General features: G+C 54.9%; 11 protein-coding genes. 6 read left to right on the plus strand and 5 right to left on the minus strand.

Annotated elements, in window-relative coordinates; all coding sequences use genetic code 11:
* Positions 1 to 9 precede the first annotated feature (9 nt).
* Positions 10 to 477 carry a GlcG/HbpS family heme-binding protein gene (locus AC6I8I_RS23380; RefSeq protein WP_312056697.1) on the plus strand — a complete coding sequence of 156 codons (468 nt, stop codon included), beginning with the start codon at positions 10 to 12 and terminating at the stop codon, positions 475 to 477.
* A 122-nt stretch (positions 478 to 599) separates the two neighbouring features.
* On the opposite strand, the gene AC6I8I_RS23385 is transcribed toward AC6I8I_RS23380, so the two are convergent.
* Positions 600 to 1016: a MarR family winged helix-turn-helix transcriptional regulator gene (locus AC6I8I_RS23385; protein ID WP_312056698.1), complete on the minus strand. Its 417-nt coding sequence runs from the start codon at positions 1014 to 1016 to the stop codon at positions 600 to 602.
* Positions 1017 to 1208: 192 nt separating this feature from the next.
* Here AC6I8I_RS23385 and AC6I8I_RS23390 point away from each other — a divergent pair, with 192 nt between their 5' ends.
* Genes AC6I8I_RS23390 through AC6I8I_RS23400 form a run of 3 tightly spaced genes read left to right on the plus strand, consistent with a single transcriptional unit; the run spans position 1209 to position 3485 of the window.
* The gene (locus tag AC6I8I_RS23390; protein WP_312056699.1) at positions 1209 to 1814 is read left to right on the plus strand and encodes a non-oxidative hydroxyarylic acid decarboxylases subunit B; all 606 of its coding nucleotides are present in this window, start codon (positions 1209 to 1211) and stop codon (positions 1812 to 1814) included.
* A gap of 2 nt (positions 1815 to 1816) precedes the next feature.
* Positions 1817 to 3241, plus strand: coding sequence for a non-oxidative hydroxyarylic acid decarboxylases subunit C (locus AC6I8I_RS23395; RefSeq protein ID WP_312056700.1), 1425 nt, complete (start codon positions 1817 to 1819; stop codon positions 3239 to 3241).
* 13 nt (positions 3242 to 3254) lie between these two features.
* On the plus strand, positions 3255 to 3485 hold the full coding sequence (locus AC6I8I_RS23400; protein WP_312056702.1) for a non-oxidative hydroxyarylic acid decarboxylases subunit D: 231 nt from the start codon (positions 3255 to 3257) through the stop codon (positions 3483 to 3485).
* 171 nt (positions 3486 to 3656) lie between these two features.
* Here the strand turns inward: AC6I8I_RS23400 and AC6I8I_RS23405 are convergent, their stop codons facing one another.
* The 4 genes from AC6I8I_RS23405 to frlA all read right to left on the minus strand — a co-directional run bounded on the left by AC6I8I_RS23405 (position 3657) and on the right by frlA (position 7769).
* A complete protein-coding gene (locus tag AC6I8I_RS23405) occupies positions 3657 to 4388 on the minus strand; it encodes a GntR family transcriptional regulator (protein WP_312056703.1) in 732 nt (243 codons plus the stop codon).
* A gap of 99 nt (positions 4389 to 4487) precedes the next feature.
* Entirely contained in the window at positions 4488 to 5273 is a 786-nt protein-coding gene (frlD, locus tag AC6I8I_RS23410) for a fructoselysine 6-kinase (protein ID WP_312056719.1), read from the minus strand.
* Positions 5274 to 5384: 111 nt separating this feature from the next.
* Complete coding sequence (gene frlB / locus AC6I8I_RS23415; RefSeq protein WP_312056704.1) at positions 5385 to 6407, minus strand: fructoselysine 6-phosphate deglycase; 1023 nt, start codon at positions 6405 to 6407, stop codon at positions 5385 to 5387.
* 21 nt (positions 6408 to 6428) lie between these two features.
* Positions 6429 to 7769, minus strand: coding sequence for a fructoselysine/psicoselysine transporter FrlA (frlA, locus tag AC6I8I_RS23420; protein WP_312056705.1), 1341 nt, complete (start codon positions 7767 to 7769; stop codon positions 6429 to 6431).
* Positions 7770 to 8501: 732 nt separating this feature from the next.
* On the opposite strand from frlA, the gene AC6I8I_RS23425 reads away from it, so the two are divergent.
* The gene (locus AC6I8I_RS23425) at positions 8502 to 10166 is read left to right on the plus strand and encodes a ShlB/FhaC/HecB family hemolysin secretion/activation protein (protein ID WP_497828957.1); all 1665 of its coding nucleotides are present in this window, start codon (positions 8502 to 8504) and stop codon (positions 10164 to 10166) included.
* Between the two features lie 12 nt (positions 10167 to 10178).
* Positions 10179 to 21905, plus strand: coding sequence for a hemagglutinin repeat-containing protein (locus AC6I8I_RS23430; protein WP_497828958.1), 11727 nt, complete (start codon positions 10179 to 10181; stop codon positions 21903 to 21905).
* Positions 21906 to 21971: the final 66 nt, after the last annotated feature.

Genomic DNA, 21971 nt, shown 5'->3' on the forward strand with positions numbered 1-21971 from the left:
GGAGAAACAATGAAAAAATCACTTTGTACCTCGCTCTGCATGCTCGCCACGCTCTGGACAGCGACGGCTGATGCTACCCTGACCCAGACCATCCTCAGCGCTGAAGATGCACAGCACATGATTGCCCGGGCTGAAAAGCAGGCGCAGACCCTCAATGCGCAGGTTTGCATCGCGGTGCTGGATCAGTCCGGTCAATTGCTGGCATTTAAGCGGATGGATAATGCGCCTGTCGGCTGTATCGACTCTTCAATTCAGAAAGGACGTGCCGCCGCGCTTTATCGCACCTCAACCGATCGCTATATGGCGCGTGCCAATGGCGCTGAACCCGCCATCGCCACGCTGCCCGGAATGGTGCCACTGGGCGGCGGATCGGTGGTGACCGTCAATAATCAGGTCACCGGCGCGGTTGGCGTCAGCGGCTCAGCCAACCCGAATGAAATTGCCATTGCCAAAGCGGCCAGTGAGGCGCTGAAATGATTGGCCGGATCACCGGCCGCTGTACGGCTGTCAGGCGGCGGATTACCGGCCGCTGTAAGCTGTCAGGAGGCGGATCGACGCCGCCTGATGGCGGCCGTGATAATGTCTTTCCGCAGTAATACTCACTGTTCAGCCAGCAACGATTGCAGCAGCGTGATTAACTGCTGCTGCTGTCCGCTGTTAAGGCGGGAAAGAAAAGTGGCGTCGACGGCTGCGGCAAGGGGACGCGCCTGCTCCAGCACCGCACGACCTTGCGCCGTCAGCGTAATCAGCCGTCGACGCTTATCCGTTTCGCCTGGCGTGCGGATCAACAGCGCTTTTTTCTCCATGCGCACCAGCAGCTCAGCCAGCGTCGCCTTGGTCATCAGGGCCTCATCCATCAGCTCGAGCTGCTCAATTCCGGGTTTATCCGCGACCGCGCACAGCACTGAAAACTGCTGCTTCGTGAGTTCCGGCAACGACCTTTGCCACCGGGCAGTATGTTCCTGAAGCAGCTGACGCATCAGGTGAAAAGGGATATTGCCGAGTTGATTTTTCATAGATAAGCGAACCGCTTGCGCGCCGTAAAAACGCCAGAATACCCTATTCGGTCCGACACCTGAACGTTTGACAGGCTTCCACGCTGAAACATTCGTATACGAACTTTTTGGCCACATAAGGTTGCTGACTCTCATCCCGGCCGCTAGTGTAAATACAAAGTTCGTGTACGAACGTATTTCCGGAGGGATTTGATGCGACTCATCATCGGCATGACCGGCGCGACCGGTGCACCACTTTCTATCGCGTTATTGCAGGCGCTGAAGGCAATACCTGAGGTTGAAACACATCTCATTATTTCAAAATGGGCTAAGACCACCATTGAACTGGAAACGGCTTTTAGCCCACGTGATGTCGCCGCACTGGCTGACGTGGTGCATAACCCCGCCGATCAGGCAGCGACCCTCTCTTCGGGGTCGTTTCGTACCGACGGGATGATCGTCATCCCCTGCAGCATGAAAACGCTGGCAGGTATCCGGGCAGGCTATGCGGATGGACTGATTGGCCGCGCAGCCGATGTGGTGCTGAAAGAAGGAAGAAAGCTGGTACTGGTGCCACGCGAAACGCCGCTCAGCACTCTCCATCTGGAAAATATGCTGGCGCTTTCCCGCATGGGCGTCGCGCTGGTGCCGCCGATGCCCGCCTGGTACAACCACCCCACATCGATTGATGACGTGACTAACCACATTGTGGCGCGCGTCCTCGATCAGTTTGGTCTCGATTTTCCGCTGGCGCAGCGCTGGCAGGGATTACATCGGGCCGCTTCACCGCATTGCGATTGCGCTCAACAGGAGGATTGATCATGGCGTTTGACGACTTACGCAGCTTTCTTAAGGCACTTGACGAGCAGGGACAACTGCTGCACATCGACGAAGAGGTCAATGCCGAACCCGATATCGCCGCCGCCGCGAATGCCACCGGCCGCATTGGGGAAGGCGCGCCGGCACTCTCCTTTAACCGGATTAAAGGTTTCAACCACGCACATGTGGTGATGAACACGCTGGGTTCGTGGCAGAACCACGCCATTGCACTCGGCCTGCCACCCGGCACACCGGTGAAACAGCAGGTTGATGCGTTTATCCGCCGCTGGGATAACTTCCCGGTTGCGCCAGAACGACGTGAGAATCCAGCCTGGGCAGAAAATAGCGTCGACAATGATGACATCAACCTGTTCGATATCCTGCCGCTGTTCCGCCTCAACGATGGTGATGGCGGTTTTTATCTTGATAAAGCCTGCGTTGTCTCCCGCGACCCCGACGATCCTGACCACTTTGGCAAGCAAAACGTCGGCATTTACCGCATGGAGGTGAAAGGCAAACGCAAACTCGGCCTGCAACCGGTCCCGATGCACGATATCGCCCTCCATTTGCATAAAGCAGAAGAGCGTGGTGAGGATCTTCCTATCGCCATCACCCTCGGTAATGACCCGATTATTACCCTGATGGGCGCCACACCGCTGAAATATGATCAGTCTGAATATGAGATGGCGGGGGCGCTACGGGAAACGGCCTATCCCATCACCACGGCACCCCTGACCGGCTTTGATGTACCCTGGGGTTCGGAAGTGATTCTGGAAGGGGTGATCGAAGGGCGCAAGCGCGAAATTGAAGGCCCGTTCGGTGAGTTTACCGGTCACTATTCGGGTGGCCGGAATATGACCGTGGTGCGTATCGATAAAGTCTCTTACCGCACCCAACCCATTTTTGAGTCGCTCTATCTCGGCATGCCGTGGACAGAGATCGACTATCTGATTGGCCCGGCCACCTGTGTGCCGCTTTATCAGCAATTAAAAGCCGAGTTCCCTGAAGTGCAGGCAGTGAATGCGATGTATACCCACGGGCTGCTCGCCATCATCTCAACCAAAAAGCGCTACGGCGGCTTTGCGCGGGCGGTGGGTTTACGTGCAATGACCACACCGCACGGTCTGGGCTACGTAAAAATGGTGATTATGGTGGATGAAGATGTGGATCCGTTCGACCTGCCGCAGGTGATGTGGGCGCTGTCATCCAAAGTGAATCCTGCCGGCGATCTGGTCCAGTTGCCGAATATGTCGGTGCTGGAACTTGATCCGGGTTCGAGCCCGGCCGGTATTACCGATAAGTTGATTATCGATGCCACCACCCCGGTTGCGCCCGATACCCGCGGCCACTACAGCCAGCCGGTGAAGGATCTGCCAGAAACCGCGCAGTGGGTAGAGAAACTGACCGCCATGCTGGCTAACCGTTGATAAGGAGATGCAAATGATCTGTCCACGCTGTGCCCACGAGCATATTGAAACGATGGCGACGTCACCCGTAAAAGGTATCTGGACCGTTTATCAGTGTCAGCTTTGCCTCTACACGTGGCGGGACACCGAACCGGCACGCCGCACGCAGCGCGAGCACTATCCTGAAGCGTTTCGCATGACGCAGCAAGATATTGACGCCGCACCTGAAGTGCCCACGGTTCCGCCATTGCTTACAGAACGGTAGCCGAAGCCGGTCAGCTCACCCGGTGCCACCACGCCACCGCCGGGTGAGCGCTATTCATTCCGTCACGCTGCGGGGGTGCTGTTGCCTGCGATCGGAAAGCCAGCGCGATCGCGTGCGGCAGGGATCACGTCAGGGCGGGTTTCAGCATGCTCCCCGCCAATACGCCGATTTTCAGTGACGATGGTTATCAATTGTCAGGCTTACCCGGTTTGCCCGACAGAACAGCTCTGAATAGTGCACCGGTTTGTCGTTCTGGTCGTAAGCGATTTTACTGATGCGAAACAGCGGTTCGCCCAGCTCGCACTGCAGCCTGAGCGCTTCGGCTTTGGTGGCGGTAAATATGTCGATGGTTTTTTTGTCGCTGACCACGCGACTGTCATATTTTTGCTGGAAAAGTTTATAGGTTGACGCACCAACGTGATACACCCGGTCAAAATCGGGATACCGCGAGAGCGGGATCCACGAACAGTCGATAAACAGCGGCTCGTTATCAAGATACATCACCCGCAGCAGGCGAAACATCTCGCCATTACCGGCAATATTCAGCCGTTCGCAGAAGGGATCGCTACTGACACGTTCCTGTTCAATCACCTCTTCACGCGTCGGTTTTCCCTGCGAGACGCCGAAATCGGTGAAGCCACTCACCGTCAGCAGCGCGTTCTCAACCTTCTTACGCTGCACAAAGGTGCCTTTTCCCTGCCAGCGGATCAATACGCCATCGTTAACCAGCTCGGTTATCGCCTTACGAATGGTAATGCGGCTGACGTTATACAAGCTGCATAAGTCGCTTTCGGTCGGGATTTGCTGGCCCGGCTGGTAAACGCCCTGCGCAATATCATCCAGCAGGCGCTGACGTACCGTGGCATAGAGCAATTGATGTGAATATCGCGCCGTCGCTGGCATGAGTCGACCCTGACAGTAGGAAACAGTGGAGGTGATTATAGGAGGCTTTATGGCGGAGTCATAGGGGTTGGCGCGCCCAGCGTCACGCCAACCCCGGGATTACCAGGCGCCATGATAGCGCAGTGTCCGCGCGGCACAGCGCGATCCCTGCCGCATGGCCTGTGCGATCGGCTGGCCGACAGCAACCGCGCAGAGAAAGCCAGCAATGTAGGAATCGCCAGCTCCCATCGTATCCACCACGTTCACCGGTTCAGGCGGCATACGCCAGAACTGCTCACCATCCCAGGCGAGACTGCCATTTTCGCCCAGCGTAGCAATCGCGACGCCCGCGCCGCACGCCACCACGGTTTGCAGCCGGTCACGCAGCCAGGCTGATTCGACATGCGCCGATGCAAACAGGTAGTCAAGATGCGGCGGCAAGCTCTGCCACAACGGGTTTTCCCATTTATCGGCAAAGTCGAAGGAGACGATCCTGCCCGCCGCTTTTAACCCCGGCAGCGCCGACTCCGCGTGCCCCCAGACAGCCGAATGGATCATATCAAAGTCGTTAAGCCAGGCCAGGTCTTCATTATTCAGCGTAAATTCCGCCATGACGCCTTCGGTGTAATCGCCCAGCATGCGGTCGTTGTCACGCAGCTCGACCTGGGTCTGCGCGGTCACGCCCGTTTTAGTGTAAAGATGAGAAATATCAACACCCTGTTGCAGCAGGTCACGCTTCAGCAGCGCGCCATACTCATCGTCACCGACCCAGCTCACGCAGGCAGACTGCATGCCATAACGTCTGCTGTAGACCGCGACATTCACCGCGTTACCGCCGGAAAAGGCTTTGTTAAGTTGCGGATAGATATCCACGCAGTTATCGCCCACCGTCGCTAACCGCATCATCCCGTCAGGCTGCGTTGTTGCACCTGCACCTGCACCTGCACCTGCATCATCCTTTTTCATTTCGCTTCTCCTGGTCGCAGCGCCCGGCCTTCATCAGGCCGGGCAAAAGGGTTAATACTCAACCAATCCGCCGTAATAACGGCGATCGTCCGGGTTATGATCTTTATAAATAGAAAGGTAGTAGCAGAGCCACTCCATCGGGACGAACATCAGGAAAGGTGCCAGCCACGGATGCAGTCCCTGAGAAATCTCCGCATAATCAATTACGATCACATTATCGGTGCGCTCGCGTACGAAGCGGATTGCCCGTTCGGTGGTATGACGACTCTCATCGCTGCCCAGCAAAAACAGGAAAGGCACGCCAGGCTCGACAACCTCCAGCGGCCCGTGACGAAACTCGCCGCTCTCAATCACCGAACCGTGCGTCCAGGTAAATTCCATTAAGGTGACAATGCCCTCTTTATAGCCGAGTGGACGCAGCGGACCGGCCGATACGGTATAGATCATCGGCCACTGACTCGCCTGTTCGCCAAGCTGACGGCCTTTATCTTCCCATGTGCGCACCAGATGCCCCAGCGCCTGCGGCAGCTTACGCAGGTCATTTTTGATTTTGCCGATCTCGGTATGCGGTGAGAGACGGGTAATCATCCCGATCACCACGCTGTAGCAGAGCAGCAGGTGAATCTCCCAGATACAGTCCGCTTCATAGGCCAGGACATGGTCAGCCGCCTGGGTAATCGGGCTGTCGTGATGTTTGGTGAAGGCCGCCGTGAGCGCACCGCAGGCTGCACCCAACTCCAGCGCCTTAATCACCTCCTCGGTTTTACCGTAATCCGAGACGCCAATCACCGCGCAGCGCGCATCGAGGCGATGCGGCGTGTTATCGCAAAATTCCCAGCCGGACAGCGCATAAACCTGCAGGCTGGAGAAACGATCGGCGAGGTGCTTTGCCGTCTGGGCGGCATTGAGCGGTGACCCGCAGGCGACAAAGTAGATGCGATCGATTCCGCGCTGCACCATCTCATCCACCATAGCGTCAACGCGCGGCACATCCTGCGCCAGAATCTTTTCAACTTCCGCTACCATGTTTTCAGTTACCAGAAAATCCACACTGCGTTTATCAATATTCAACATGAAACAACTCTCCAGACAGGGTTAAGAAACGTGAGCCAGACGGCGATTGCGCTTTTCCCAGAAGGCGTAAGCGGGCAGACCGGTAGCGATGACAATCAGGGCGCAGATCAGCCCCGGAACGGGTGCCCACACGAAGGTAGACGCCACAAGAATCAGGCTGGAGCCGATAGCGGCGAAGGTCATCAGACCGAAGGCGGGCGTGCGCCACAGCGGTTTGTAATCTTCGCGTTTGCGACACCAGATGATGGAACCGAAGGTGAGGGTGTTCTTAAAGCACATCACCAGCGTGAAGTAGCCGAGCAGGCTGGTGAGATCGGAAACGAAGATAAAGAAAATGCCGAGCGCGCATTGCAAAATGATCGAGACATCCGGCGTGTTGTATCGGGGATGAACGTGAGCAAAGCTTTTGAAAAACAGCTTGTCTTTGGCCATCGCATATTCCAGCCGGGGCTGGTACATCACACAGCTGGAGAGCGAGCCGAGGATGACAATAATAGCCGTCACGGCGACAAAAATACCCGCTACGCTGCCCAGCGCCGGTATATAGGTGAGGGCATCGGAGAGCGGCGTTTCGGAGGCAGCCAGTTTGTCGAACGGCATCAGACCTGAAATCACCAGCGCTAACAGCGAGTAAAGCACCAGTACCAGCAGGCAGGAGCCAATCAAGGCGCGCGGCATCGTTTTACCCGGGTTTTTGATTTCGCCGGTCATATAACAGATCGACGCCATGCCGGTATAAGACCAGCTGGTGGCTGAAATCCCCGCCAGCAGTGCCATAAAGCCTGCTGTCGCGCTGGTCGTTACCGTACTCTGCGCGACGACAAAGTTGTCACCTTTCAGCCAGAAGATGCCAATGCCGATCACGATGACAAAGGGAATGATTTTGGCAATGGTGATCAGCGTCTGAAAGGTGGCTCCGCCTTCTACCGAACGCAGATGCAGCAGCATAAAAGCCAGAATCAGCCCGGTGGCAACCAGTTTGCCGCTCAGTGGATCGAGCGGTATCAGAAAGCCGAGGTTACTGACAATCGCCAGCGCCATGATCGAGAGTGACGGCGCATCATTCGCCCAGAAACTGGCCCAGCCAGAAAGAAATGCCAGCGGACGACTGCCGGCGTTCTTCAGGTAAATATAATCGGCGCCGTTTTCAGGATAGGCGGTAGAGAGTTCCGCATAGACACACATCTGAGGTATGACGATAAGCCCGCCAATCACAAATGCCAGCACGGTAAGCCACGGCGTGCCTGCCGCTTTTGCTACTTCACCCACCGAAACGAAGATACCGGAACCGACGGTGGTTCCGACGGAAATTGCCAGCACGGCCCAGAAGCCGAGCTTGCGTTGCAGATCCTGGCTTTCCATATCGTTACCTTTTTTAATTTTCAGGGTTGTAGGGTTACGAGCAGCTCGTCGAAATAACGCCAGCAGAAAGCCGCATGTCCCTGAACGGCGCGGGTCATGAATAAACAGCTGAACAGCCTGGTAACGAGATGACTCATAACCAATATAACAACACATAATGAATCGAGTTGGCGAGGCAGATCACAAATTCATCACAAGTAGTAACGATGTGCGGTGGTTAGCAGTCATCGTATTGAATTATAAGGATATAATATTGGTGACGGGTAACGTCGGGAGAATTCCGGCTGGTTATTACGCAGCCATGCCGGAAACAGTCGGTAAACCCTGTTTTACGCTGCGCTAGCGATTAAAAATCACAACTGACCAGCGCCAGAGTCAAACTGGCACGGTTTTTTTGCGCTTTTCAAGGCGGATATTCGCGTTATCTCTACCACTAACCGGTCGGGAGAAAGAGATTCTGATAAAGGATTAGTTAAGGATTACAGTAAATACTGACGTCAGGTGAAATAGCCTGAGCATAAGAATTAATAGTTCACCCAGCGATTAAACGAATAAGAATATTCAAAACACCTGCCTATTTAACTTAAGTAACAACATCCCACTCATTATTTTAGCTGTAAAAAACCATTCTCGTTATTTGTTCATTATCACTGTTATCCGATTGTTGAGATGTTATTCTGCGTTCCCTTACAAATGGATTACTTACAATCACAATTACTTAAGCATTTAACTATGATAGCCAAAACAGGGAAGTGGCGGATATTGCTTGCCGCACTGATAACTTTTCAGATTTCAGCTGCGCCGCTGAGTCCGGCAGACCGCGATCAGATTCAGGAGCAACAGCAACAACGCCTGCAGGATAATCAGCAGCAGCGCGATACGCTGCTAAATGCTCATCAGGTGACGTTGCCTGAACAGTCTATGGACGATCCACAAGGCCCCTGTTTTCCAATCCAGCAAATTATTATTGCGCACGCAAGCCTGTTATCTGAAGCGACCACCACACGTCTCACGCAACCTTATCTGAATCAGTGTCTGCATTTAAGTGAAATTAAACAGCTTATACGCAATATTTCCGAATGGTATATTCAGCGCGGTTATATCACCAGCCGCGCTTTTTTAACCGAACAGGACCTGACACAAGGTAAGCTCAGTATCACGGTGCTGGAAGGTAAACTGGAAAGTATTCGTCTTGAGGGCAGTGCCTCTCGCCAGCTAAAAATGGCATTCCCGGGTCTGGAAGGCAGGATCCTTAACCTGCGGGATATTGAGCAGGGCATGGAGCAGATTAACCGGGTGCGAAACACGCCGGTACAGATCGAAATCCAGCCTGCGCCACAGCCGGGCTATTCCATTGTGAATCTCACTGCTAAACCGCAGTTTCCGCTATCCCTGATGCTTAACGCTGACAATAGCGGACAGAAGAGCACCGGCACCGGGCAACTTTCCGCGTCACTGACAGGAAATAATCTGCTGGGCATTGCCGATCGCTGGTTTGTCAGTGGAGGGCGGAGTAGCGCCTTTAGTGAGTGGCGTGACGCGCAAAATCTCCAGGCAGGCGTCAGCGTGCCGTATGGCTACGGTCTGCTGGATTACAGTTACAGCTGGAGCAACTACCACAGCAGCTTCGTTAACAACAACTTCAGCTGGCTAAGCAACGGAGACAACGTTTCTCATCGTCTGAATGGATCATGGGTACTGTTCCGTAATGGAGATGTCAAAACCGGGGTGCAACTCGGTCTGAATCACTATGTCAGCCACAACTACCTCAACAGCACACTGCTTCAGAGCAGCAGTCGCAAGCTGACCAGCCTGCAGGCTGGCGTTAATCATACCCAAAAAATCTTTGGTGGCGTCGCCACGTTTAATCCGACGTTTAGCCGCGGAATGCCGTGGTTTGATGCGGAGAGCGATGCGGGTAAATCGGACGCGTTATCAAAAGCAGCGTTTCGTAAATGGAGCCTCAGCGGCAGTTTCCAGCGCCCGGTAACACAGGATGTGTGGTGGCTCAGCAGCTTTTACAGCCAGTGGACGCCCGATCGTCTGTATGGCAGTGAACGCCTGACTATTGGTGGTGAAAGTTCGGTGCGTGGCTTTAAAGAGCAGTATCTCTCTGGCGACGTCGGCGGTTATCTGCGCAATGAACTGAACTATACCCTGCTGACGTTACCGGTTATCGGCCAGGTTAACAGCACGCTGGCGCTGGATGGCGGCTGGCTGAAGCGTGACCAGCAGGATCCTTACGGTTCAGGTTCTTTATGGGGCAGTGCAATCGGTATCAGCACCCGCAATCAAACCGTCTCAACCCAGTTCACGCTGGGCATTCCGGTCAGCTATCCCAGCTATCTGGCCCCGGATCATCTCAACGTTTACGCCCGCGTCACCCTGGTTTTTTAAGAGGCAAAGATTATGGATAATCGTCAACCCGTTTCACTGTCACGCCGTCTGCTCAGTTATCTGGTGTGTGGTCTGGTCGCCTTTCAGCCGCTTTTGCCTGCGTTTTCAGCGGCTATTACCCCGGTCACCCCAGGGACAAAACTGGATGCGGCGGCTAACGGCGTGCCGGTGCTCAACATCGCGACGCCGAACGGCGCGGGGATTTCCCATAACCAGTACCAGCAGTACAACGTCGGGCAGGAAGGACTGATCCTGAACAATGCCACCGGCCAGCTTAATTCAACGCAACTCGGCGGTCTGATCCAGAACAACCCCAATCTGAAAGCGGGCCATGAAGCGCAGGCGATCATCAATGAAGTCACCGGCGCGAACCGATCGCAGCTGCAGGGCTATACCGAAGTGGCGGGCAAAGCGGCCAATGTGATGGTCGCCAACCCTTACGGCATTACCTGTAACGGCTGCGGCTTCATCAACACGCCGAACGTCACGCTCACCACCGGTAAACCGCAGCTGGATGCAAACGGCAATCTCTCTTCTCTGGATGTCACTAAAGGCTCGATCACCGTTGAAGGCAAAGGGCTGGACGGCAGTCAGAGTGATGCGCTGTCAATTATCGCGCGCGCCACCGAAATCAACGCCGGTATTCACGCCAAAGATTTAACGGTCACAACCGGGGCCAACCACGTCGGTGCGGATGGTTCCGTAACGCCGATTGCCGGTGAAGATGCAGCACCGTCGGTGGCGGTGGATACCGGCGCGCTGGGCGGCATGTATGCCAACCGTATTCATCTGGTGTCGAGCGAGAAGGGCGTCGGGGTAAATCTTGGCAATCTGGTGGCTAAACAGGGTGATATTCAGCTGGATGCCAACGGCAAACTGGTGATCAATAACAGCCTGAGCCGCAGGGCGCTTACGGCGCAGGGAACATCGGTAACGCTGACCGGCGAAAACAAAGCGTCCGGTCAGATTACCGTCGCTGCGCAACAGGATGCCACGTTTAGCGGCACTCAACTGGTCAGTGATGCCGGTATTGCCGTCTCGGCAACGGGGAATCTGACATCCGGCAACAGCAGTCTCACTGCCGGACGCGGCATTAAACTGAATGGCGCATCCATCACCGCAGATAAGCTCACTATCGCTAATGCAGGTGACGATATCCAGCTTCAGGCGAACAATCAGCTCAGCAATAGCGGTCAGTTTACCGCCGGTAAAGCCCTGTCGGCGACGGCTCAGCAGATCAGTAATGGCGGCATGCTTACCGGCAGCGTTACCAGCGTAAATGCGGGTGGGTTGCAAAACAGCAGCGGTGCAACGATCGCTGGCTCCGGCAGCCTGACGTTCAGCGGACGTGATCTGCACAACCAGGGGGTAATTTCAGCCCCTGTGCTGACAATAGACAGCGTCACAACCAGCAACCACGGCCTGCTACAGGGCACGAATGCGCTCAGTTTTACCGGCAGCAGCTTCAATAATCAGGCAGGCGGTACGCTTAGCTCAAACAACAGCTTTGCACTCAACCTGCCGGATCTCTATAACAGCGGACTTATCTCCAGTGGGGCGACGCTGTCACTGGGCGGCCAGAACCTGACCAACAATGGCGAAATAAACGCAGCGGATCTTACAGCGTCTACTGTCCATCTGATCAACCAGCAGGGCGGATCGCTGCTGGCGGAGCATACGCTGCAGCTGACCAGCGATTCACTCACCAATAACGGAAAAGTGGCGGCCACGCAGCTGGGCCTTAACAGCGCAGTGATCGATAACAACGGAACGCTACAGGCAAAGCAGGCGCTTCAGGCTGAAGGCGAGCGGTTAACCAACAGCGGCAGGCTACTCAGTGACGGTCAGCTGGCGATCGCCTCAGGCAATCTGCTGAACAGCGGCATGCTGCAGGGACAGCAGCTGACGTTGCGGACAAACGACTGGCAGAATAGTGGCAATCTGCTGAGCCTGGGTGACGCTGATCTTATCGCCGCGACGTTGAACAACACGGGCAGCATCCTGAGCCAGCAAGCACTGCAACTGGCTGGCGCATCCACAGACAACGACGGACTGATTCAGGGCACGCACGCGCTGCGTTTCAGCGCTGACCGCCTGATTAACCGCAACAATGGCACCGTCAGTTCAGACAACAGCTTTGCGCTTAATCTGCCGGAATTCACTAACTACGGATTGATAACCAGTGGCGCCTCGCTGACGCTGGATGGCAATAGCCTGACCAATGCTGGTGAGATCAACGCCAGCGATATCACCGCAAATAACGTTAATCTCATCAACCGGCCGTCTGGTCTGCTGCTGGCCGATCACGATCTGAATCTAAAGAATGCCTCACTGGGTAATGCCGGCCAGATGGCAGCAGATCGGCTCAGTATTAACAGTGGCGTAGTCGACAACAGCGGGATGTTGCAGGGTAAGCAGTCCCTGCAAACTCACGGTCAGCAGCTGACCAATAGCGGAACGTTACTCAGTGGCGGCCAGCTAACGACCGCGGCCGATCGGCTCGATAACAGTGGGTTGTTGCAAGGTCAGCAGCTAAAACTGACGGCCCGCGACTGGCTGAATCGGGGCAATGCCTTAAGTGCGGCCGACGCTGAACTGACAGCAGAGACGTTAAGCAACAGCGGCAAAATACTTGGTCAGCAGCAGGTTCAGTTGCAGGCTGGCAAGACAGATAACAGTGGCTGGCTGATGGCCCAGGTTCTCACGTTACAGAGTGATTTAATTAACAGCGGCCTGATTCAGGGAAATAACGCGCTGACATTGAAGGGCGATCGGCTCGTCAACCAGACCAGCGGACAATTGCTTACCGCCGGTAGCCTGCAAGCCCAGGCCACCACGCTGGATAACCAGGGTTCACTGCAGGCCAGTCAACTCGACCTGACGCTGCAAAACTTAAACAATGCGGGCAGCGCGCGGGCGGACGCGCAGTTTACTGCCGACGTTAGCGGATCGCTGGTAAACAGCGGCACGCTGTTAAGCGAACGCAACCTCGACCTGCTCAGCAGCGAAATCAGCAACAGCGGCTCCCTGGCTGCAGATCGCCTCAGCGTAACCGCAGCACAGCTGACCAATGCAGGCTTGCTGCAAGGCAACAGTGCGCTGACGCTGGACAGTAAAAATATGATTAACGCCAGCGGCGGCCAGCTGATTAGCGGCAGCGATCTTGATCTTGCTCCGGCTGAGCTGACTAATAACGGACTGCTTCAGGTCGCTGGCAACTTTAGCCTCACTGGACGCGACTTTAGCAACAGTGGTCAGCTCACGGCCGCCAGCATCAACGCCCAGCTGAACGGCACGCTGAACAACAACGCCGCAGGGTTGTTGTTCGCGCAGCAGCGGGCTGAGTGGCACGCTGACAGGCTGGATAATGCCGGTACGTTTGCTGCTGAGCAGCTTAGCGCAACCGGTGATACGTTGAATAATCAGGGGTTATTGCAGGGTGATGCCGGTGTTTCCGGCGACTTCCGTCAGCTCAACAATCTCAGCGCGGGTCAGATACTGAGCGCTGGCGAACTCATGCTGAAGGGCGTGACCGCCAGCAATCAGGGTGTCTGGCAAGGCAATAATCTCACTTATCATTTCGACTCGTTGACTAACAGCGGCACGGTGAACGGGTTTGCGTCACTGAGTGGATCGTCTGACGGGCTGCTGGATAACCGCGGCGATCTGCGCTCAGGCGGCAGCGCCACGCTTGCGGCATCCACTCTGCTCAACAGCGGTAAGATGATGGCGGATAACCTGGACCTGCGCGGGGATACGCTGGAGAACCGCGGGTTGTGGCAGGGAAGCGCGGCACTGGATATCCAGGCTAACGGTACGTTGGCTCAATATGCCGGCGGTAAAGCACTGACGGCTGGCGATCTGTGGTTGCAGGCTACCCGTCTGGAAACGGCAGGGACGTTACAGGGCGATAACCTGCACGTCAGCGCCGGTAGCTGGCAACATCAGGGTTCTCTGCTGAGCAGCAGCGGCCTGATGGCGTCGGTTAGTGGTGAGTTAAGTAATAGCGGTGAACTGCTGTCACAGGGAACAGCACAGATTAATGCGCAAAGCCTGGTAAACAAAGGATCGTTACTGGCAGAAAAAGCCGTAAATCTTAACGGTGGCGCGCTTAATAACAGTGGTACCGTGCAGGGCGATACGCTAACCATTACCCCGGCGAACGTCGCTAATCAGGGCAGTCTGATTGGACTGCAATCGCTGACGCTCGCCCCAGCCCAGACCGGTAACTTGCGGATGCGGGTCGCACAGGCTCAGCCAGCGCGCGTGATAACCAATAATGCGGGTGGCAAACTGCTAACCCAGGGAACGCTGCAACTCCAGGGTGACACGGTCACTAATAACGGAACATGGCAGGGCCAGCAAATTCTGCTGGATGCCACCAGCCTGACTCATGGCGGCGCGATCCAAAGCGCTGACGGCCTGCAACTCACTCTCAGAGATACCCTTACCTCCACTGCAGGCAGCAAAATTACCGCTAATGGCACCGCAGTGCTCAATGCGCTCAACTTCGCTAATCAGGGACAGTGGATAGCCCAAAACCTGTCGTTGCAGGGCGTAACGCTTAATAATAGCGGTGCTATTTCAGGCGTTAATGCACTCGGCGTCACCCTCAGCGGCGCATTAACCCAGCAGCAGAACAGCACACTATTAACCGGCGGCAAGCTGGCGTTGCAGGCAGCGGCGGTTAACAACGGCGGGCAGATACAGGGTAAAGAGCTGATACTGACCAGCGGTGCGGTTGATAACAACGGTCGCGTACAGGGCGACAGCAGCCTGCTGCTGACGGCCAGCGGTCGGCTAACCAACAATGCCAACGGCATTCTGCTCAGTCAGAACGGACTGACGCTCACCACACCTGAACTTTATAACTATGGGCTGATTCAGGGCGCCACCAGCCGCATCACCGCATACGGGCTGGCCAACAATAGCGGCAAACTGCTTTCTTCTGCCGATATCACCCTGACCACGCCGCAGTTAACCAATAGCGGCTGGTTGCAGGCCGCTCAACTGATCCTTAATGCCGATAATGCCAGCAACAGCGGTACGCTGCTGGCGGATCAACAGGGTACGCTGACCGGCACACAATTACAGAATCAGGGCACCGTGCAAGGCGGCAATCTGACGGTAAATTATGCGCAGCTGACTAACGGTGGCACGCTGCTGGGCGTCAACCAGCTCAACGTTAAAGCCTCACAGGTGACGCAACAAGCGAGCGGTAAATTGTTCAGCGGCGGCAATTTGCTGCTTGAAAGCCACGGGTTTGACCAGCTTGGTCAGGTTGTGGCGCTGGGCGATGCCGCCCTGCAGTTAGTTAACGGTTTTACCAGCCGTAATATTCTGGCAGCAGGAAATCACCTCTCCATCGTCAGTAACGGTGCGATTGAAAATCAGGCAACCCTGCAGGGTCAGGCGGTGACGCTAAGTGCCGGCGGCGATCTGACCAATAACGGTCAAATCACCACCGGCACCGGCGACAGTAGCCTTAGCGGCAGTCGTATTATGATGAACGGCGCAGGTACGCTTCAGGGTGGCGGGAACGTAACCCTTACCAGCCGCAGCGATGTCGATCTTAATGGCTTTACCGGCACGCGCGGCAATCTCACCATCACTTCCCCCGGCAATATCGTCAACACCGCACTGCTGTACGCCGGACAGAATCTGTATCTGTTCGCTAACAGCATTCGTAATCAGCAAGCCGATATCTTAGCTGGCAACAGCCTATGGATGCAGCGCGATGCAACGGGCAATGCTAATGGCGAGGTGGTTAATAACTCCGGAACGATTGAGACCCAAAACGGTGATATTACGATCAATACCGGACATTTGCTGAATACGCGGGAGGGGCTGAACGTTACTCAGACCAGTCAGGTATTACCCACGCATGAGGGGGTAGGTAATGCCACGATAAGAGTTAATGTCAGTGAGCTTCCTGACGGTTCTTATGGCTACTACACGACTAAAACCTATACAGAGAGTGGTGGTGGTTGCTCCGGCGCTGATGGCGGCTGCTCTGTGCACACCACAATCAAAAACTATTACGCACCTTTTGCAGCAGCCACTACTCAAAAGTTCGCCCTGAGTAGTTCAACTATCGATGTTGTCAGTAATGGCGCTGCCGGGCGCATCTCTTCAGGCAGAGATATGTCTGTACATGCACTGAGCCTGGAAAATCAGGCTAGTGACATATTAGCGAACCAAAATATCAGCCTGAGTGGTGACCAACTCAATAATCAGTCCTGGCAAGCCGGTACACAAAACGACTATGCCATTTATCAATATAAGGGGACTAAACCGACTAATGGTTTACCGACTTCAGGTAAATCGTCTTCCGGTGGAAGGCTTAATGTAAATACTGAAAGCAATAATATCATTTACACGTTAACGGGTAATGAATCCAGCTTTACGCCAGGTCAGCTTTATCGCGCGGTCATTCAGGCGGGAGGCAACGTCAGTGCCAGCTTTAACGGCGATATCAGCAATACGTCAAATACGGCAAATGCTGGCTGGACAGGAAATACATTGTCGGTACCGAGCGTTAAAGGTTTAACGGCACTGAGTCAGGCTTCAGCGGCACAGCGTCAGACATTAACCGGCAGTAACGCAGTCGCTGTCAATTCACCTGAATGGCGAGACCAGTTGCGCAATGCATTGCAGCAGATTAACGGTGGCGTTGTGCTGGATAACACCAAATCAGCGGAGATATCCTTATCTGCACCCTCTGGCTCCAGTAAAGACCTGACCGGCTTTGGCAAAGCAGAGAGTCTTGCAGGCGGGGATATCCACCCAGCCTCACTACATGATTATCAGCTGTCAAACGTTGACACCAGTGCCTATCCACTACCAACCAGCGACAATGGTTACTTCGTTACCGGCAATAGCCAGAGCCCTTACCTGATCACTATCAACCCTGAACTGAACGGTCTCGGTCAGCTTGATAGCAGTCTGTTTGGCGATCTCAATGCGCTGTTGGGCAAACAACCGGGCAGTGCCCCGCAAGAGACCCGCCAGCAATATACCGACGTCAATACCTTCCTTGGCTCATCTTATTTGCTTGATCGCCTCAGCCTGAAACCTGACTACGATTATCGCTTCCTCGGCGATGCCGCATTTGATACACGCTATGTCAGTAACACCGTACTCAATCAGACTGGCAGTCGTTACCTGAATGGCATTGGGTCTGATCTTGATCAGATGCGTTATCTGATGGACAACGCTGCAGCGGCACAGCAATCCCTCGGCTTACAATTCGGCGTCTCGCTGACGGCTGAGCAGGTTGCGTCACTGGATAAAAGCCTTATCTGGTGGGAAGCCGCTACTGTTAATGGCCAGACGGTTATGGTGCCGAAAGTTTATTTGTCCCCTAAAGATGTGGATATGCACGACGGCAGTGTGATTGCCGGAAATAATGTCACCTTATCTGGCGGCAATATTATTAACGATGGGAGTACTCTGACGGCTCAAAATGCGCTGTCAGCCAATAGCCAGAACCGCATTGTTAATCTCAATGCCGGATTAATAAGCGCGGGCGGCGATCTGCAGCTCAGCGCAATCAGCAATATCAATAATGTCAGTTCAACCATCAGCGGCAAAAAGGTGGCGCTGGAGAGCGTGGACGGCAACATTAACAGCATCACCATTTCTAAACAGTGGACGCTGGATGCAGGTACTAAATCCTTTAGTGATACGTTCAATGGCAATACTGCTGCGATCAGCGCGGACGACACACTTAGCCTGAAAGCGGGCAATAACATTACGCTGACAGCAGCCACGCTCAACGCGGGCGGCAACGTGTTGCTGGATGCCTGGAATGATATTGCGATTAACGCGAATCAGCAGGTGGAAGGCAAATCGCAGAAAGGCGAAAAAGGGATTTGGCTAAGAACTGAAAATACCAGCGACCAGAAAATCAGCAACATCGGCAGTCAGATCGCAGCTGGTGGCAACTTAACGCTAAAAGCTGGCCATGATCTCGGCGTAACAGCCAGTACGCTGGAAGGCAAAGGCGATACCACGCTGGCAGCTGGCAATAATCTCAATCTCAATAGTGCAGTTACTGGCCAGAACACCACCAAAGGCAATAAAGAGACGCACGATTCCGGCAGTGACCGCACGTCCATTGTCAGTGGCGGCAATCTTTCTCTCTCCGCTGGTCATGATCTTACCAGTCAGGCTTCGGCACTCGCAGCGAATGACGATATTCACCTGCAGGCTGGCCGCGATATTAATCTCAACGCGCAAGAGAACCGTTCAGGCAATAGTGAGCGTGGCAGTAAGAAAACCATTATTAACGAAACGGTGCGCCAGCAGGGTACCGAAATCATCAGCGGTGGCAGCGCCACGCTGCTGGCCGGTAATAACATTACGAGCCAGGCCAGCACCATGACTGCAAATAACGATCTTGTGGTACAGGCTGGTCACGATGTGAACATCACTTCATCCACTGAAAGTGATTACGCTTACAAAGAAGAGACGAAGACCAAAAAAGGGCTTTTCAGCAAGAAAACGACTCACACCATCAGCGAAGAGAGTTCAACTGTCGAAAAAGGCTCACAGCTGAGCGGTGATCGGGTGTCGATCATTGCGGGTAATGACCTGACGGTAAAAGGTTCATCGGTGATTGGCGAAAGTGATGTGGGCCTGAAAGCCGGTAACGATCTTACCCTCGCAGCGGCTACTGAGAGCCAGACCCGCTATCGTCTGAGTGAAACCAAAAAGAGTGGCATGCTCAGCAGCGGCGGTATCGGCGTCACGTTTGGCAGCGCCTCGTCGAAACAGCAGTTGAAACTGGATGGTACGACCCAAAGCCAGAGTGCCAGCACAGTAGGAAGCACGGGGGGGAATGTCACTCTGGTTGCCGGACGCGATGCGCATGTGGCGGGTTCAGATGTGATTGCGAAGCAGGATATCAGCCTGGTCGGCGGATCGGTTACTATCGACCCGGGCAATGATACGCTGACACGTCGTCAGAGCTATGAGCAGAAGCAGAGCGGCCTGACGCTTCAGCTCACCAGCCCGATTACTGATGCGCTACTCAGCCTGGGCTCGCAGGCAAAGGAGGCGGGTCAGGCAGGTGATGATCGCCTCAAGGCGCTTAATGCCGTGAAAATGCTGGAAAGCGGCTGGGCGATGTCAGGTGCTGCCGGGCAGTCCGCCACCGCGCTGGCTAATGGCAACATGAAAGAGGCTGGCATAAAAATCGCTCTTAGCGTCGGTGCCAGCAAAAGCAAATCGTCATCGCAATATAATAGCAATACCGTCAGCGGCAGTTCGCTCAGCGGGGGCGGTAGCGTCGCGGTGGTAGCCACCGGTGGCAACGGTACCAGCGGCAATCTGACACTGGCAGGCAGTGGGATCACCGGTAACAACGTCACGCTGGCTGCCGCGCACGACCTTAATCTGGTAGCCGCCAGTAATAATACCGAACAGAAGAGTAGCAATAATTCATCTGGCTGGAGTGCCGGAGTCCATGTTGCTATTGGCCAAAGAACCGGTATTGGCGTGCAGGCTAGCGGATTTATGGCCAGCGGTGCGGAAAACGGCAACAGTACGACGTTCGTCAACAGCCGCGTCAATGCCAAAGATAACCTGACTCTCAGCAGTGGTAACGACATGCTGCTCTCTGGTGCCCAGGCACTGGGTGACAGTATCAGCGTTAACGCGGGCAACAACCTTACGCTGGCCAGCCTGCAGGATACCGATAACTATCAGAGCAAGCAGCAGAGCGCCAGCGGCGGCTTCAGCTTTACCTTTGGTAGCATGACCGGCTCTGCTGGCCTGAGCCTCAGCAAATCTAAAATCAACAGCGAGTACGCGAGCGTCGGTGACCAGAGCGGGCTGTTTGCCGGCGACGGCGGTTATGACATCTACGCCGGCAACCATACGCAGTTGAACGGCGCAGTCATCGCTTCCACTGCGGATGCGGCAGATAACCGCCTCTCCACCGGCACGCTGGGCTGGGACAGCATCGGAAATCACGCTGAATACCACGCCAGCAGCACCGCCATCGGCATCAGCGGCGGATATGACAGCAGCATGGCCTCCGGCCAGCAGTTTGGCGGCGGCGCGCTTCCGGCGGTAGTGAACATGAGCGGCAGCGCCTCCGGCACCACGCATTCGGCCGTAGCGGATGGCTCGCTTACCGTGCGCGATACGCAGCGCCAGACGCAGGATGTAGCGGGCCTGAGTCATGACACGGACAATGCCAACGGCCATATCGACAAAATATTCAATAAAGAAAACGTTGCCAGCCAGATGGCGTTTGCCCAGGGCGTACAGGAGCTGGCGGGCAAAGTCGTCGGCGACGTCAGGGCCTACAAGCTGGACGCGGCAGCGAAGGAGACCTCTGACCGCCTGCTTAAAGAGAATCCGGAAAACGCCAGTCTGTCAAAAGATGCGTTCAGCGCGCTGGTGCAGAAAGATGCAGGCTATAAAGCCGTGGCGGCTCAGTGGGGCACCGGCGGTACTTACTCGATGGTTGCCAGCGCCGTGGCGGGTGCACTGGGTGGACTGAGTGCGAATAACCCTGGTGCAGCCGCGGGCGGGGCGATGGCTCCTTACATCGCCAACGCCATCAAAAAGGCAACCACCACTCAAAACGCTGACGGCACGGAAAACACCAACCTGGCGGCCAACACCATGGCGCACGCCGTGGCGGGCGCAGTACTGGCACAGATAGCAGGCAGCAGTGCCGGCGCTGGCGCCGCCGGTGCCGCAGGCGGTGAGCTGGCCGCACGGGCAATTGTGGCGGCAATGTATCCTGACACGGACATCAGCAAGCTGACGGAAAGCCAGAAGCAGACCGTCAGTACTCTAAGCCAGATAGCGGCAGGGCTGGCGGGCGGTATAGCGGCAGACTCGTCGGCCGGTGGTGGTGCCGGTGCCGGGGCGGGTAAGAATGCGGTGGAGAATAACTTCCTTGGAGCAACATCCTCAGACAAACTCGATAAGGCCGTTGAGAAAATTAAGCAGGGTGATAAGTCATTAGCTGCCGCGAATGAGCTGATTAAGCTGGAAAACGCCGATAAGCGCAGTGATGCCCTTGTGTCTAAATTTACTAAAGACCCTTCACAAATGAGCAGCACGGAACGCGCTGAACTGGCGGGCTATCTGCGGGTTTATGCGGCTGAGATGGAGAAGGAATACGGTTCCGCCGTCTCGCAGGAGCTGGTTAAGGGATTGCTGTCGGGGCAGGACTATATAAAACGGAATCCTGACTCAGAGGTAATGGCGAAGGCGCAGAGCATTATGAACACCTGGGGCTATCATAAATCGAATGCCAGTATTGGTGATGCGCCACTGATATTTGGCGGTAGCGTGCTGGGTCTTACGGTGAAAGGTATGGCGACGAATGCGACAATCGGTGTGGGGGTTAATACTGGAGTTCAGCTTGCCGGAAAAGATCCGTTCAGTTATGTGGATGTGATTATGGCGGGGATCACAGCGGCAGCAACGACAGGAAAAGGGATCATAGCTTCAACTCCTGTCAATATGGGGGGAGCGGCGATTGGAGGCAGTATTAAAGGGGAGAATCCGGTTAACTCCATGGTTGGGGCCGGTGCTGGTACTGTAGCTGGAGGTATTGGCGGCATCATAATAAAAGGTGTGGCATCAAAAGTTACGGAAGAAGCTGTTTCTGATTTAACAGGTGCCATTGGTGGTAGCTATATCGCTGAAAAAGGGGGCAATTATATAAAAGGTCAATTGGATGGGAGGGAAGAAAATGACAATAAAAAGTAATTTTTTCTTATTGATCAAATTGATGTTCATGTGCCTGATACTGTTTTTATTTTTCGATATGATATC

This window comes from Pantoea sp. X-Soil-YNGN-775 (assembly GCF_059730575.1).

Bases quoted from the DNA above. Each gene is read 5' to 3' on its own strand.
- AC6I8I_RS23380 (WP_312056697.1), top strand. From the start codon at position 10: ATGAAAAAATCACTTTGTACCTCGCTCTGCATGCTCGCCACGCTCTGG.
- AC6I8I_RS23385 (WP_312056698.1), bottom strand. From the start codon at position 1,016: ATGAAAAATCAACTCGGCAATATCCCTTTTCACCTGATGCGTCAGCTG.
- AC6I8I_RS23390 (WP_312056699.1), top strand. From the start codon at position 1,209: ATGCGACTCATCATCGGCATGACCGGCGCGACCGGTGCACCACTTTCT.
- AC6I8I_RS23395 (WP_312056700.1), top strand. From the start codon at position 1,817: ATGGCGTTTGACGACTTACGCAGCTTTCTTAAGGCACTTGACGAGCAG.
- AC6I8I_RS23400 (WP_312056702.1), top strand. From the start codon at position 3,255: ATGATCTGTCCACGCTGTGCCCACGAGCATATTGAAACGATGGCGACG.
- AC6I8I_RS23405 (WP_312056703.1), bottom strand. From the start codon at position 4,388: ATGCCAGCGACGGCGCGATATTCACATCAATTGCTCTATGCCACGGTA.
- frlD (WP_312056719.1), bottom strand. From the start codon at position 5,273: ATGATGCGGTTAGCGACGGTGGGCGATAACTGCGTGGATATCTATCCG.
- frlB (WP_312056704.1), bottom strand. From the start codon at position 6,407: ATGTTGAATATTGATAAACGCAGTGTGGATTTTCTGGTAACTGAAAAC.
- frlA (WP_312056705.1), bottom strand. From the start codon at position 7,769: ATGGAAAGCCAGGATCTGCAACGCAAGCTCGGCTTCTGGGCCGTGCTG.
- AC6I8I_RS23425 (WP_497828957.1), top strand. From the start codon at position 8,502: ATGATAGCCAAAACAGGGAAGTGGCGGATATTGCTTGCCGCACTGATA.
- AC6I8I_RS23430 (WP_497828958.1), top strand. From the start codon at position 10,179: ATGGATAATCGTCAACCCGTTTCACTGTCACGCCGTCTGCTCAGTTAT.